This window comes from Vreelandella arcis (genome assembly GCF_900103865.1).
Classification (GTDB): Bacteria; Pseudomonadota; Gammaproteobacteria; order Pseudomonadales; family Halomonadaceae; genus Vreelandella; species Vreelandella arcis.
The window spans coordinates 14,832-28,382 of the sequence record NZ_FNII01000007.1 but is presented as its reverse complement, the minus strand read 5'-3'; the positions used below and the strand labels follow the sequence as shown (position 1 = coordinate 28,382).

At 58.0% G+C, this 13,551-nt stretch carries 15 protein-coding genes and 3 tRNA genes; 3 read left to right on the top strand and 15 right to left on the bottom strand.

The annotated features are described in order from the left end of the window. Nucleotides 1–16 precede the first annotated feature (16 nt). From ccmI to ccmA, 9 genes are read right to left on the bottom strand one after another with little or no spacing between them, the layout of a single operon-like run. Nucleotides 17–1,261: a c-type cytochrome biogenesis protein CcmI gene (gene ccmI, locus BLR97_RS09590; protein ID WP_089705539.1), complete on the bottom strand. Its 1,245-nt coding sequence runs from the start codon at nt 1,259–1,261 to the stop codon at nt 17–19. Then, nucleotides 1,258–1,728, bottom strand: coding sequence for a cytochrome c-type biogenesis protein (locus BLR97_RS09585; RefSeq protein ID WP_089705536.1), 471 nt, complete (start codon nt 1,726–1,728; stop codon nt 1,258–1,260). Before BLR97_RS09585 ends, ccmI begins: the two co-directional genes overlap by 4 nt. Then, nucleotides 1,719–2,246 carry a DsbE family thiol:disulfide interchange protein gene (locus BLR97_RS09580; protein ID WP_089705533.1) on the bottom strand — a complete coding sequence of 176 codons (528 nt, stop codon included), beginning with the start codon at nt 2,244–2,246 and terminating at the stop codon, nt 1,719–1,721. The genes BLR97_RS09585 and BLR97_RS09580 overlap by 10 nt, the downstream gene beginning before the upstream one ends. Then, nucleotides 2,243–4,222 carry a heme lyase CcmF/NrfE family subunit gene (locus tag BLR97_RS09575; protein ID WP_089705530.1) on the bottom strand — a complete coding sequence of 660 codons (1,980 nt, stop codon included), beginning with the start codon at nt 4,220–4,222 and terminating at the stop codon, nt 2,243–2,245. The genes BLR97_RS09580 and BLR97_RS09575 overlap by 4 nt, the downstream gene beginning before the upstream one ends. A 45-nt stretch (nt 4,223–4,267) precedes the next feature. After that, a complete protein-coding gene (gene ccmE, locus BLR97_RS09570; protein ID WP_089705527.1) occupies nt 4,268–4,762 on the bottom strand; it encodes a cytochrome c maturation protein CcmE in 495 nt (164 codons plus the stop codon). Continuing rightward, nucleotides 4,746–4,958 (bottom strand): heme exporter protein CcmD, encoded by a 213-nt coding sequence (ccmD, locus tag BLR97_RS09565; protein WP_089705524.1) that lies wholly within the window; start codon nt 4,956–4,958, stop codon nt 4,746–4,748. The genes ccmE and ccmD overlap by 17 nt, the downstream gene beginning before the upstream one ends. Continuing rightward, entirely contained in the window at nt 4,958–5,698 is a 741-nt protein-coding gene (locus BLR97_RS09560; RefSeq protein ID WP_089705521.1) for a heme ABC transporter permease, read from the bottom strand. The genes ccmD and BLR97_RS09560 overlap by 1 nt, the downstream gene beginning before the upstream one ends. A gap of 13 nt (nt 5,699–5,711) precedes the next feature. Next, a complete protein-coding gene (ccmB, locus tag BLR97_RS09555) occupies nt 5,712–6,446 on the bottom strand; it encodes a heme exporter protein CcmB (protein ID WP_422821916.1) in 735 nt (244 codons plus the stop codon). Between the two features lie 11 nt (nt 6,447–6,457). Next, complete coding sequence (gene ccmA, locus BLR97_RS09550; RefSeq protein ID WP_089705514.1) at nt 6,458–7,078, bottom strand: cytochrome c biogenesis heme-transporting ATPase CcmA; 621 nt, start codon at nt 7,076–7,078, stop codon at nt 6,458–6,460. 250 nt (nt 7,079–7,328) lie between these two features. Between ccmA and BLR97_RS09545 the strand changes: the two genes are divergently transcribed. Continuing rightward, nucleotides 7,329–7,703: a S24 family peptidase gene (locus BLR97_RS09545; protein ID WP_244511272.1), complete on the top strand. Its 375-nt coding sequence runs from the start codon at nt 7,329–7,331 to the stop codon at nt 7,701–7,703. Between the two features lie 15 nt (nt 7,704–7,718). Then, a complete protein-coding gene (locus BLR97_RS09540; protein ID WP_089705511.1) occupies nt 7,719–8,342 on the top strand; it encodes an IMPACT family protein in 624 nt (207 codons plus the stop codon). Between the two features lie 49 nt (nt 8,343–8,391). Here the strand turns inward: BLR97_RS09540 and BLR97_RS09535 are convergent, their stop codons facing one another. The 3 genes from BLR97_RS09535 to BLR97_RS09525 form a co-directional block, all read right to left on the bottom strand. Beyond that, entirely contained in the window at nt 8,392–9,714 is a 1,323-nt protein-coding gene (locus tag BLR97_RS09535; protein ID WP_089705508.1) for a sodium ion-translocating decarboxylase subunit beta, read from the bottom strand. Nucleotides 9,715–9,724: 10 nt separating this feature from the next. Next, nucleotides 9,725–11,533 (bottom strand): sodium-extruding oxaloacetate decarboxylase subunit alpha, encoded by a 1,809-nt coding sequence (gene oadA / locus BLR97_RS09530; protein WP_089705505.1) that lies wholly within the window; start codon nt 11,531–11,533, stop codon nt 9,725–9,727. 91 nt (nt 11,534–11,624) lie between these two features. Further along, nucleotides 11,625–11,882, bottom strand: coding sequence for an OadG family protein (locus BLR97_RS09525; RefSeq protein ID WP_089705502.1), 258 nt, complete (start codon nt 11,880–11,882; stop codon nt 11,625–11,627). A gap of 173 nt (nt 11,883–12,055) precedes the next feature. Here BLR97_RS09525 and BLR97_RS09520 point away from each other — a divergent pair, with 173 nt between their 5' ends. After that, a complete protein-coding gene (locus tag BLR97_RS09520; RefSeq protein WP_089706148.1) occupies nt 12,056–13,006 on the top strand; it encodes a tRNA dihydrouridine synthase in 951 nt (316 codons plus the stop codon). A 116-nt stretch (nt 13,007–13,122) separates the two neighbouring features. Here BLR97_RS09520 and BLR97_RS09515 read toward each other — a convergent pair. From BLR97_RS09515 to BLR97_RS09505, 3 genes are all read right to left on the bottom strand, one after another. Further along, a tRNA-Arg gene (locus tag BLR97_RS09515) sits at nt 13,123–13,199 on the bottom strand. Between the two features lie 43 nt (nt 13,200–13,242). Then, nucleotides 13,243–13,319: transfer RNA gene (locus BLR97_RS09510), tRNA-Arg, on the bottom strand. Nucleotides 13,320–13,336: 17 nt separating this feature from the next. After that, nucleotides 13,337–13,429 (bottom strand) — tRNA-Ser (locus tag BLR97_RS09505). Between the last annotated feature and the right edge of the window lie 122 nt (nt 13,430–13,551).

Sequence of the window (13,551 nt, the reverse complement as noted above, 5' to 3'; positions counted from 1 at the left end):
AACGCACACGCTGGAATTACTCGAAAACACGATTAATGATCACCTCAGTAGCCTCTTGTGCGTCAAGCGGGCCCACCTCGACTCCGTCGACGTCGCCCCATAAATCCCCCGGCTGGGGCGTTGCCTGGCCACTTGGCGAGACCCGCACCATCAGGCGAACCTCGCGCACTTGGGAAATCTGCGCATCGTCCATCATGGCCGCGCGATCGTCCAGTTCAACGGTCATCGGCAGTTCGGACGCCAAGCCCTGAACCACCGCCAGCGGCGGACGCTCGCCCGCCAGATCCCGCGCAATGATGAAGACTTTATCATCGGCGTCAATGCGACTCGCCAAATCAGGGTCAAGCGTGACGTTGACCCGCACCCCTCGCCCAGTGGTTTCCTCAGCGGCTGGCTCGGTCGACTGTCCAAGGCGCGCTTGGGCGGTTTGAATGCCTTCGCGGAGCGACGCGGCCATCTCGGGGTTCTCAACGTTGGCCACGGCCCGCCGCCAGCGGTCGACGGCCATCTCGTAATCGCCCTGGTCAAAAGCGTGAATCCCCAAGATGCCGAGCACGGTGGGCTGACGGGGATCAACCTCCAGCACTTCATCGGTCAAGGCCTGCACTTCGTCGGTCAGTTCGCGCTCGGCCATAAAGAAACGCAACTGAGCAAGTTGGGCAAGTAACGGCGGTAAGCGACCTTCCAGGGCGATCAAACGCTCCAGCGCATTGACGGCGCTATCCATTTGTTCGGTTTCCCGGTAAAGCGGAAACAAAGTGCGCCACAGATTAGGGTTGCCCGGCTGTTGTAATGCCTGGGCTTCCAGCCGCTCAATGTACATAGCGCGTGAGCCATCTGGATCCGCTCGCACGTCCTGACCAATCGACCACAGGATCAAATCATCTTCCGCGCCTTGGTGCTGGTACCAGATCACGCTAACCGCAACCAGGGCGAGCATGACCAGCGGAACGGCCAACCGACCCGCCTGGTGGGATTTAAGCGGCCTGCGTCGCGTAGCGGCAGTATCTTCTAACAAACTACGCTCCAGGGCGAGTTTGTCGTCTTCGAACTGGCGCTGGTTCACTTTGCCTTCGTCATAGGCAGTGGTAAGCGCGCTCAAGCGGCGTTCAAAGATCGCCACATTTTGCTCAGCGGCGGCGTCTTCATTTTCAAAAGCCAGTTGCTCAGCCTGCCACCGGCGCGCCGTGCGCAACGGCAGCACCAACAGCCACAGCGCGGGCAACAAGACGCCAGCAAGCGCTATCCATAGCAGCGTCACGGGGCCTCCTTGCGCTCAATCAAGGCCTTCAGGCGTGCCTGTTCGTCAGAGGTTAATGCCTTCGTCGAGGCATGGCGACGGGCGCGTACAATCAATGCCACTACCAAGCCCGTCACCATCAAAAGCCCCACCGGTAGCCCCCACAGCAGATAGGTGCGGCGCTCAAGGCGGGGATTATAGAGAACGTAATCGCCAAACCGCTGAACCATATGGTGGATAATTTCAGTATCCGATTGCCCGGCGTTCAGCAGTTGGTAAACCCGGTCGCGCATGTCCGCCGAAATAGGCGCATCGGAATCATCAATGGCTTGGTTCTCACACAATGGACAGCGCATTGAGGCGGTTAAATCGCGATAGCGCTGCTCCGTGACCGGGTCATCAAACTCGCGCAGTTCAATACCTGCCGACCAGGCCGGCAACGCCAAGCAGATAAGCACCGTCAGACTGATTAAGCGAATTAGCGCCATTTCGCCACCTCCGGCAGCAATCGGCCTTGAACATCCTCAGGCGACACATAGCCTTTATGGTGGTAGCGAATCACGCCCTCGGCATCGACCAGAAAGGTTTCCGGCGCGCCGATGACGCCAAGCTCAAACCCAAGCTCGCCCTCGGGGTCAAAAATATTTATCGCGAACGGATCGCCAAATTCATCTAAAAACGCTTGCCCCTTTTCGCGGGTGTCGCGGTAATTGATGCCGACAAGGCGAATACCCCGGTCGGCGAGTGAGAGGAGTTGCGGCATTTCTTGCCGACAGGCGGGGCACCATTCTCCCCACACATTGACGAGCGTCACTTCGCCGGTCAGTAGCGATTGGTCAACCCGCCGTTGGTCGTCTTTTAGCGTCGTGGCCTCAAAGGCGGGAAAGTCGCGCGCCATGAGCGCCGAGTCGCGCCCCGTTGGATCCTCGGATAAGCGCACGTAGAAAAACAGCGCCAAGCCTAAAAACATCACCGGTAACAGCAGCAAAAGTAAACGTCGCGTCATGCCTTGCCCTCCTGCGCCAACCTGGCCGGGCGTACTTGCCGGTAGCGTTTATCGGCAACCGCCAACACCGCGCCCAGCGCCATCAGCAATCCCCCCAGCCACAACCAACGCACAAACGGCTTGTATTGGATACGCATCGCCCAACTGCCATCGCCTAAGTCTTCGCCCATGGCTACATAAAGATCGCGGAAAAGGCCGGGGCGCAGCGCTACCTGGGTCATGGGCATGCCGGTCGCGAGATAAAGCCGCTTTTCTGGCTGCATCAAAAAACGCCGCTGGCTGTCACCGCGCTGAACCTCAATCACCGCCGCATCGGCCAGGTAGTTGGGGCCTCGACGGTCGGTGAGTTCGGTCAAAGTAAACTGATAGCCCGCCACCTCGACGCGGGTATCCGGCGACATGCGCACGTTGCGCTCCACCGCGTAATGCGACACCACGGTTGCGCCAATAATCGTCACCGCCACGCCTAAATGGCCTAGCACCATGCCCCAATAAGCCAACGATAGCGCGCGCAGCCCGGCCCACACAGAACGTCTATGAAGCAGTTTATCGAACAGATCGCGCACCAACGACAGTACGATCCACAGCGCGGCAGACAAGCCCAATGTGACCCAGAGGTTCCACTCGCCCCGGTACACCAGCGGAATCAGCGCCCCCAGCACCAGTGCCGCCAGCCCGGCAAGCCATAGCCGACGCAATAGCTCGCCGGGCGATGTGGTCTTCCAGCGTGCGGCAGGCCCCAAGCCCATAAACAAACAGGTGATCACCGTTAGCGGTACAAACAGCGTATTAAAGTAAGGCGGCCCCACGCTGATTTTCCCCAGCCCCAGCGAATCCAGGATCAACGGATACAGCGTGCCCAACAGCACCGTCATCGTCATGGTGATCAGCAGGCCGTTATTAATCAGCAGTAGCGCATCCCGTGACAACCAGTTAAAGCCAACTTTATGGCTCACCCGTGGGGCACGCAGCGCAAACACCACTAATGAGAGCGTCACGGTCACCGCCAGCAACACCAGGATAAACAGCCCCCGCGAGGGGTCATTGGCGAAGGCATGCACCGAGGTCAGCACTCCGGAGCGAACTAAAAAGGTACCCATCAACGAGAGTGAAAAGGTGGCGATTGCCAGCAGCACCGTCCAGCTCTTAAACGAGCCGCGCTTTTCGGTAACCGCCAAGGAGTGCATTAACGCCGTGCCGGTCAACCATGGCAGCAACGAGGCGTTTTCCACCGGATCCCAAAACCACCAGCCGCCCCAGCCCAGTTCGTAGTAGGCCCACCAGCTACCCAGAGCAATCCCCACGGTCAAAAACGCCCAGGCGGCATTGGTCCAGGGCCGCGCCCAGCGGGTCCACGCCGCATCTAGCCGCCCGCCGAGCAAGGCGGCAATGGCAAACGCAAATACCACGGAAAAACCGACATAGCCCATATACAGCATGGGCGGGTGGACGATCAGTCCAATGTCTTGCAAAAGAGGGTTAAGGTCGGCGCCATCGGCGGGAATATCCAGCAAATGCCGCTCAAACGGGTTGGAGGTCAGCAGCATGAACAGCAAAAATCCCGCACTAATGAGCCCCAGCACTCCAAGCACCCGCGCCAGCATGTCGCGGGGTAAGTGCCGCGACCACCAGGCTGCCACACACCCCCAGCCTGCCAGCATCAGACTCCACAGCAGCACCGACCCTTCGTGATTGCCCCACACGGCACTTAATTTGTAATACCAGGGCAGTAGCGAATTGGCGTTGTTGGCGACGTTGACCACGCTAAAGTCGTCCATCAAGTAACTCGCCGTTAAACACCCATAGGCAAGTAACACAAACACGAATTGACCGGTGGCCATCGGCTGCGCGTAAGCCATCCACAGCGGTCGGCGAGTAGCTGCGCCGGCCAAGGGCAGCACCGCCTGCACCACGGCCATCAGCAAGGCAATGATCAACGCAAAATGGCCAATTTCGGGCAGTATTCGCATCAGCATGGGTGCTCCGATTTACCCTTCAAGCCAGTCACGCACTCGGGCACATCAAGTGTCATCCCTGTTCTCACGTCGTGGCCCTACCTCGTCGGCTTTTGCTTGAAAGTCGGCGGGTGAATAACCGGCGTCTTCCAGCGCTTGCGCGACTTCGGGCGGCATGTAGTTCTCATCGTGGCGGGCCAGCACTTTATCAGCGCGAAAATGGCCGTCTCCCTGCAGCTCGCCCACCACCACCACACCCTGCCCTTCGCGAAACAGGTCGGGCAGTATGCCTTGGTATTCCACGTGCAAATCATCAACGTAGTCGGTGACGGTAAACGCAACGTTCAGGCTTTCGGCATCCCGGGAGACAGACCCCGGCTTTACCATGCCGCCCGCGCGTATTGAACGTTCCATCGGTGCCTCGCCCTGGGCAATCTGCACGGGGCTAAAAAACAAATTAATATTCGCCCGTAGCGCATACAGCGTCAGTCCGATGGCCACCGCAGCCAAACTAAGCAAGATGACGATCACATAGAGTTTGCGCTTACGCGTCGGGGTCATGGGCCGGCCCTCTTGGCTGCGTTGACGCTTGGCGACGGCGCGCCTGGCGCTTGAGTTGGACAATCAGTTGCTGTCGTTCTAACCGGGCATGCAGCACCAGCCCCGCCATCAATGCAGCCGTCATTCCCCAGGCAGACCACACGTAAGCACCGTGGCCGCCCATTGTCAGCCACTCGGCAATCGAAGCAAACGCCATTAGCGGCTCTCCTTCACTAGCGTTTGAACCCATTGGGTATGGGCTTCACGGCGCAATATTTCACTGCGCGTACGCATCAGCGTTAGGGCAATAAAGAAACAGTAAAATCCCGCTACCATAATAAGCAATGGTAGCCACATCGATACCGGCATCGCGGGGCGAGAGGTCAGCGTAAACGACGCAGGTTGGTGCAAGGTATACCACCAGTCCACGGAATACTTAATGATGGGAATATTAATCACGCCGACCATGGCGAGCACCGACGCCGCCCGCGCTCCGCTATCTCGTCGAGCAAAAGCGCCACGCAGGGCAATCACACCGATATATAAAAACAGCAGAATGAGCATGGACGTTAACCGGGCGTCCCAGATCCACCAGGTTCCCCAGGTGGGCACGCCCCACACGGCGCCGGAAAACAGCGCGACAAACGTCATCGCCGCGCCTAACGGCGCCATAGCAGCGGCGGCCATATCGGCCATCTTGATTTTCCACACCAGGTGAATAAGCCCCGCGCCGGCCATAAAAACAAACACCGACTGGGCTAAAAAGGCGGCCGGCACGTGCACATAAATAATCCGGAAGCTGTTGCCTTGTTGATAGTCGGCGGGCGCAAAGACCAGCCCCCACAAAGTGCCGGTCAGCAACAGTAGCGCTGCTGCTCCCCAGCACCAAGGCTGAAGCGTTGCGCTAAGTTGATAAAACCATTTGGGCGAACCCAGCTTGTGTATCAAGCCCCACATACAGTGCCCATCCCTACCCGTTAATACTGATACGCAGCGACGCGGCAATCGCCCAGGGGGCGAATATCAACGCAGCGGCCAGTAACGCGCCAAGCATTGCCAGATGTGGCAATACCGCGTCTCCCACGACGGCCGCTTGAACCGCCCCCGAGCCAAAAATCAGTACCGGAATATACAACGGCAGAACCAACAGCGAGAGTAGCACGCCACCCCGGGGCAAACCGACGGTTAATGCCGCGCCAATGCCGCCAATCAGGCTCAAGCTGGCACTGCCCAATGCTAACGACACCATCAATACGCCATAACTATGCAGCGGTAGCGCCAGCATCACGCCCAACAAGGGCGCCATGACAGCAAGCGGCACGCCCGTTAGCAACCAGTGCGCGGCCACTTTGGTAACGCTTAACGCCGCTAGCGGCTGTGGCGAGAGCATCATCTGCTCGAGGCTGCCATCGTCGAAATCGCTGCGGAAAAGCCCATCCAGCGACAGCAGCGTGGCAAATAGTGCCATAACCCATAAAAGCCCGGGGGCTATGGCTGTCAGTAGGTCTGCCTCGGGGGAAATTCCCAGCGGGAACAGGCTAATCGCCAAGGCGTAAAACACCAAGGGATTGAGCACCTCGCCGCGCCGTCGCCGCATGCGGCTAAGCTCACGCACCAAGGTGGCTCTCAGCGCTACCGTAAGGCGCGGCTTAGCCTTTGACTCGCTGACGATCGCGACCTGCGGTGTAGTGTCTGATGACGGCAAGCCTGGCTCCTTTAGCCCAACGCAATATGACATAGCGGACGGGCATTATTCAGTGCATGGTGAGTCGTTACGACCACGGCACCCCCGGCGTCGGCATGCGCTGCCAGCTGCGCTTCCAGGGCGTCGACACCCGCCTGGTCAATGGCTGTAAAAGGCTCGTCCAGCACCCACAAGGCTCGCGGTGTCAGGCTCAGTCTTGTCAGCGCCACACGACGCTGCTGACCTGCCGACAAATGTCCGATGGGGGTGTCTTCCAACCCCTGCAACCCCATGCGAGCAAGGGCCGCTTCGCGCTGCTCTTCACTGCCGCGCTCACCCTGCAACGCCTGGTACCAGGCCAGGTTTTCCAGGGGCGTTAGCCACGCACTCACGCCGGGCGCATGGCCCAGGTAAAGCATGTTGGCGGCAAACTGTTCGCTTACTTGGCTAAGCGGCTGACCGTTCCAGTGTAACGCGCCCGAAAAATCATTGAGCTGCCCGGCGAGTATTTTTAACAGGGTGGTTTTACCACTGCCGTTAGGGCCCGTAACACGCAGTATTTCGCCGTGGTTGATCTCGATATCCAGGCCGCTAAACAACCAGCGATCATCGCGTTCACAGCCTAGTTGGCGGCCTTGCAAACACAGCGTCACGCACCACCCCGCATAAGTCTAATTTGGCTCGAACTCTACACGGAAAGCCGTTCTCTCGCTAGTCAGCCCGCGGGTAGAGCACAACGCCTCACTAACCTATCGGTCGGATGGGCAATTTAATCTGGCACTGTATGCAAAAACAGGTTTATACTGACCAAACACTGTATGAAAAAACATGCAACGCCACACCAAGCACTGTTTGTTTAACGATAAATTGCCTAAGGATAGGGCGCTGATTTGGAGAAAGCCGATGAACATGTCGATGAACACGTCATTGCCGACAATTCGCCCAACGCCACTTCCCTATACAACGCCAGCGTCCGACGCACAGGTGATTCGCCGCAACACCTATACCTTAATGATCCGCGGCAACCACATGGGCGACTGCCATCTTTTTGATGGCGATGTGATCGTTATCCGACGCTACCAGCACGATAATCAGGCCGAAACGATTGTCGCGGAAATCAACCATCAAGCGCTGGCGCTCAAGCAACTGTCGATTAGCCGTGCAGGTGTCCGCCTATGGCTGGATGACGCCAAGCATTCCGAGGTGTTTTTGCATAATCGCGATATCCAGGTACTTGGCATGTTCATGGGAATTGAGCATCATCCCATGACACATTAAATCGCCGGAACCTTCATGCGCTACCGCGTCCCCCATTTGCCTACGGGCACCTGGCACATTGACGAGATCGACGTCGAAAAAAGCCGCTTTATTGCCTGGGTCGCCCACACCCCGAACCTGGACGCTGTGGATGCCCTGCTAACGGCGGCGAAACAGACGCATCCCCATGCGAGCCACCACTGCCTCGCCTATATTGCCGCCGCCCCAGGCGAGCAGCAACTGATTGGTTTTTCCGATGACGGCGAACCCGGCGGCACCGCCGGTCGACCTATGTACCACACGCTCCAGGGCAGCCAGCTAGGCGAAATTGGTTGCGTGGTCATTCGCTACTTCGGCGGGACCAAACTCGGCACCGGTGGTCTGGCACGTGCTTATGCACAAGCGGTAAACAACGCCCTGGCCACGCTCGCTACGCAAGAGGTGATCGAGCGAGATCACTACCTGGTGCGTTTCGCCTTCGCCGACGAAGCCGTTGCCCGAGGGTGGTGCGACGAACAGGCTATCCCGGTAATTAACGCCGAGTATGACGGGAATGGGGTTGCCCTCACGATAGGCTGGCCGAGTGATTGCCCGCTGGATCTGACGCCATTGGAAAGCCGGCTGAAGCAGCCGCTCAATGCCGAGTCGATCAACGCCTAAAAAAACGGCCGCACCTGAGTGCGGCCGTTTTCGTGGAAGGCAAGGCGTTTCAGCCTAAGTACTTGATCATGACCCCGGCAGCTACCGCTGAACCAATCACGCCGGCCACATTGGGCCCCATGGCGTGCATCAGCAGGAAGTTATGCGGATTCGACTCAAGGCCAACCTTGTTGGCCACCCTTGACGCCATTGGCACCGCTGATACCCCTGCCGCGCCAATCAGTGGGTTGATCGGCATTTTGCTCACGACGTTCATCAGCTTGGCCATCAACACGCCAGCCGTGGTTCCAATCCCGAAGGCCACGATCCCCAGCGTCATAATGCCGAGGGTCTCAATCGCCAGAAAGCTATCCGCCATCAGCTTGGAGCCCACGGCAAGCCCGAGCACAATCGTCACGATATTGATCAAGGCATTTTGTGACGTATCGCTCAGCCGCTCGACTACACCGCATTCGCGCATCAGGTTACCAAAGCAGAACATCCCCAAAAGCGGCGACGCATCGGGCAGAAACAGCGCCACTAAAATCAGCAGCAGCACAGGAAACACGATTTTCTCGAGCTTCGATACCGGCCGCAGCTGGGTCATGGTGATTTCGCGCTCTTTCTGGGTAGTCAATAAGCGCATTATCGGCGGTTGAATCAGCGGAACCAGCGCCATGTAGGCGTAAGCGGCCACGGCAATTGCACCCAGCAGTTCAGGCGCCAGCATGCTCGCGACGTAGATAGAGGTCGGGCCATCTGCCCCGCCAATAATACCGATGGCGGCGGCCTGGTTGAGCGAGAAATCCATCCAGCCCATCGACGACAGCAGCACGGCGCCAAACAGCGTGGCGAAGATACCGAACTGCGCGGCGGCGCCCAGGAACAGCGTGCGCGGGTTGGCCAGCAGCGGACCGAAGTCGGTCATCGCGCCGACGCCCATGAAGATAATCAGCGGGGCAATGCCGGAGGTAATGGCCACGGTGTAGAACATGTACAGCAGGCCGTCACCATAGCCGGAACCGTTGGCGACAGCTTTCGCGCTGGCAATCTGCTCGGCCGTGGCCCCATTGGCCATCATCTGCTGCAGTGACGTGCGCCAGCTGTCGACGCTCGCCTGGCTATCCAGACTGCCACCCAGCGCCGAAGCCAGTTGTTCCAAGACAGCGGGCCGCCCCACTTCGATGGCTTGATCCAGGGCAGACAGCGCCAGTCCCGCTTCGGGAATGTTGGCTAAAATACCGCCAAAACCTATCGGCACCAGCAGCAGCGGCTCAAATTTCTTATAGATAGCGAGATACAGCAGCAATAGCCCTACCGCCACCATCACAACTTGGCCTAGCTCCAGGTTATAAAGCCCAGAGCCTTCCCATAAGGTAACTAATTTATCCATGCGGTGATCCTTAGAGTTCGATCAGCGTATCGCCGACGGCAACGCTGTCGCCCTCACTGACGCTCACAGCGGAAACGGTTCCGGCGCTGCTGGCACGCACTTCGGTTTCCATTTTCATTGCCTCAAGAATAATCACCACATCGCCGTCGGCCACTTGATCCCCTGGGCGCACATTGATCTTGAAGATGTTGCCGGCCAACGGGGCGGTAATCGCCTCACCGCTGGGTGCGGGGGCAGCTTGTTGCGAGGTGGCATCCGCAGGCGCCGCTTTTACGTCGCCAATCTCGCCGCCTTCGGCGACTTCTACCACAAAGGCTTTGCCATTGAGCTTAACGGTATAGGTTTCCGGGCCGCTGGACGCGACGGGCGCTTTGCTTTCCGTTTGTGCCGGTACGTTCGCACTCTCTGCCTCGGCGGCTTGAGGCTCGGCTTCAAACGCATCGGGGTTATCGCGGTTATTGAGGAACTTAAGCCCGATCTGCGGGAACAGCGCATAAGTCAGTACATCGTCAATCTCATGCTCACCCTCAGCCAAGCGAGTGCCTTCCTCCTTGGCTTTGTCTTTTAACTCGCCAGCCAGCTTATCCATTTCAGGCGAAAGGTTATCCGCTGGACGGCAGGTTATCGGCTCACCGCCTTCGAGCACGCGTTTTTGCAGCTCGCCATTAAACGGCGCAGGGGCGGCGCCATACTCACCTTTGAGCAGCGCCTGAACTTCTTTGGAAATCGACTTGTAGCGCTCACCCATCATGACGTTCATGACCGCTTGGGTGCCGACAATCTGCGAGGTGGGCGTGACCAGCGGGATAAAGCCAAGATCCTCGCGCACGCGGGGGATTTCGAGCAATACGTCGTCCAACTTATCGCCCGCGCCCTGCTCTTTGAGCTGGCCTTCCATGTTGGTCAGCATGCCGCCGGGGACTTGGGCGATCAGAATCCGTGAGTCGATGCCCCGCAGCGAGCCTTCAAACGCAGCGTATTTCTTGCGGACATCGCGGAAGTAGCTAGCAATGTCTTCCAGCAGCTCAAGATCCAGCCCGGTATCGCGGTCGGTGTCCTTAAGCATGGCCACAACCGACTCGGTGGGACTGTGGCCGTACGTCATCGACATCGAGGAGATGGCCGTATCCACGTTATCGATACCGGCTTCGACAGCTTTGAGAATCGTCGATGTGGACAGACCGGTGGTGGCGTGGCAATGCAGATGGACGGGAATCGACAGCTCTTTCTTGAGGCGCGATACCAGTTCAAACGCAGTGTAAGGCGTGAGTAGACCCGCCATATCCTTGATAGCCAGCGAATCGGCGCCCATTGCGGCAATCGTTTTCGCAAGGTCGACCCAGCTATCCAGGGTATGTACCGGACTTACCGTGTAGGAAATCGTGCCCTGTGCATGACCACCCACGTGGCGCACGGCTTTAATCGCCCGCTCTAAGTTGCGTGGATCATTCATCGCGTCAAACACGCGAAACACATCGACGCCGTTGGTTTTCGCCCGTTCAACGAACTTATCTACTACGTCATCGGCATAATGACGGTAGCCCAACAGGTTTTGACCACGCAGCAGCATTGCCTGAGGCGTGTTTGGCATTGCCTCATTCAAAGCACGGATACGTTCCCAGGGATCTTCGCCCAGGTAGCGAATGCAAGCGTCAAAGGTCGCGCCGCCCCAGGTTTCCAATGACCAGTAGCCGACTTTATCTAGTTTTTCGGCAATCGGCAGCATGTCCGCCAACCGCAGGCGCGTAGCAAACAGCGATTGATGGGCATCACGCAGGACGACATCGGTAATCCCCAAGGGTCGTTTTGTCTCATTCATGACGTTAGCTCACAGTCAGAAGTGTTAGTTTGTAGTAAAAATAACAAAAAAATGTCCAGTTTGCGCGATGCAACATGGCATAACAGGAAAGTTAACGACGTTTTTTGGTGCGGAAACGATGCACTGCAGCACTAATCACGGCCATTTTTTCATCATCTTGGGCCGTCGCTGCGGCCGCTGAGCTCGCCTTTGTGGCGGGTTTCGCCGGAGCAGGCGCTGGCTGAAAACGCCGGATAACGCTCGACATAAACGTCAGCGCAAACACCAAAATCGCAAGAAAAACAAACACAAACCCCATACCCAACGCCATCAATCCGAGGCCTTCTTGTAATAGTTCTGGATCTTGCATAGGCCGCTCTCCTTACGTAAAACCGAAAAGACCATCAACGCGACAGCTGATTGGTGCTTGGCGCAGTTCTGAGAATACACTAACCTGCCACACCCCCTGAATATTGCAATGGCGCGATGGTGTAAGTGATGGTTGTTAATTTACTACATAAAGGCGAAATCGGACTAGCCCCCATGGAGGGCGTTATTGATGCCGTCACTCGCGAACTGCTAACCAGCACGCCTGGGTTCGATTGGACGGTGACCGAGTTTGTCCGCGTCGTCGACGCTCGCCTACCGCCTCGCGTGTTCTATAAACACTGCCCTGAACTGGCTCATGCTAACGTTGCCACCCCCAGTGGCACGCCTGTGCACCTGCAGTTGCTAGGCGCTGACCCCAAGGCATTGGCCGCCAATGCTCAGCAGGCACTCTCGCTTGGCGCGCGCAGCATTGACCTTAACTTTGGCTGCCCAGCCAAGCTTGTCAATCGCCACGATGGCGGTGCATCACTGTTGCGCCAGCCCGAGCGGGTTTATCAAGCGGTCAAAGCGGTGGCCGACGCACTCGACGGTGAGATTCCGGTGACCGCCAAGATACGCCTGGGGTTCTCCGACCGTCGCTTGGCCATCGCCTGCGCTCAGGCTACCGAGTCGGGAGGGGCTAGCCGCCTGGTGGTTCATGGACGCACGCGGGATGAAGGCTACCGCCCGCCGGCTCACTGGGAATGGATCGCCAAAATTCGCCATCGCGTCGCGCTACCCGTTGTCGCGAATGGAGATATTTGGACGCTCGAGGATTATTGGAAAGCCCGCACGTTATCCGGCTGTCGCGACGTCATGCTGGGACGAAGCGCACTGGCTGACCCCTGGCTTGCCCCTCGGATTCGCCATTGGCAACGCACCGGTGAGCGCTTACCCGACACCACCTGGCCAATGCGTGTCAGCGTGCTCAAGCAATACGCGCACCGGCAGCGGCAACAACTTCCCAATCGGGTCGTGGTCTCACTAGTGAAGCAATGGCTTGCCCAAATGCGTCAGGGCAATGCGGAAGCCAACCTTCACTTTCAGCGCATTAAGCGGATTACCGACCTGGACACCCTGCTCGACAACCTGATAGTGACCACCCCAGTTGCCGAACCCGCATAAAAAAAAGCGCCCTACGGTTAAGTAGGGCGCAATACACGATCAAGACCCAAGCGCGAGTCACTTGAGCCTGGCTAGAAACAGAAAACCCGCCCTTATAAAAGGACGGGTTTGGAATCTGGCGCGCCCGGGAGGATTCGAACCTCCGACCCTCTGATTCGTAGTCAGATACTCTATCCAGCTGAGCTACGGGCGCGTGGATGCTATTCCACATATACTTGGGTAAACATCTTGGAAGGTGGCGCGCCCGGGAGGATTCGAACCTCCGACCCTCTGATTCGTAGTCAGATACTCTATCCAGCTGAGCTACGGGCGCATACCTTGTTGTGCGGCTGGCGGAGAGAGAGGGATTCGAACCCTCGATAGGGCTACAAACCCTATACTCCCTTAGCAGGGGAGCGCCTTCAGCCACTCGGCCACCTCTCCTTAACGGCACGGCGCGAATATTACCGATTTGGGGGTAAGTTGTCTAGGCCCTGTTCGGATTTTTTTCGCACCGCTCTTACCTTACGGGCATGTGACGGCTTCGTTGAATAGCCGGCCATGGA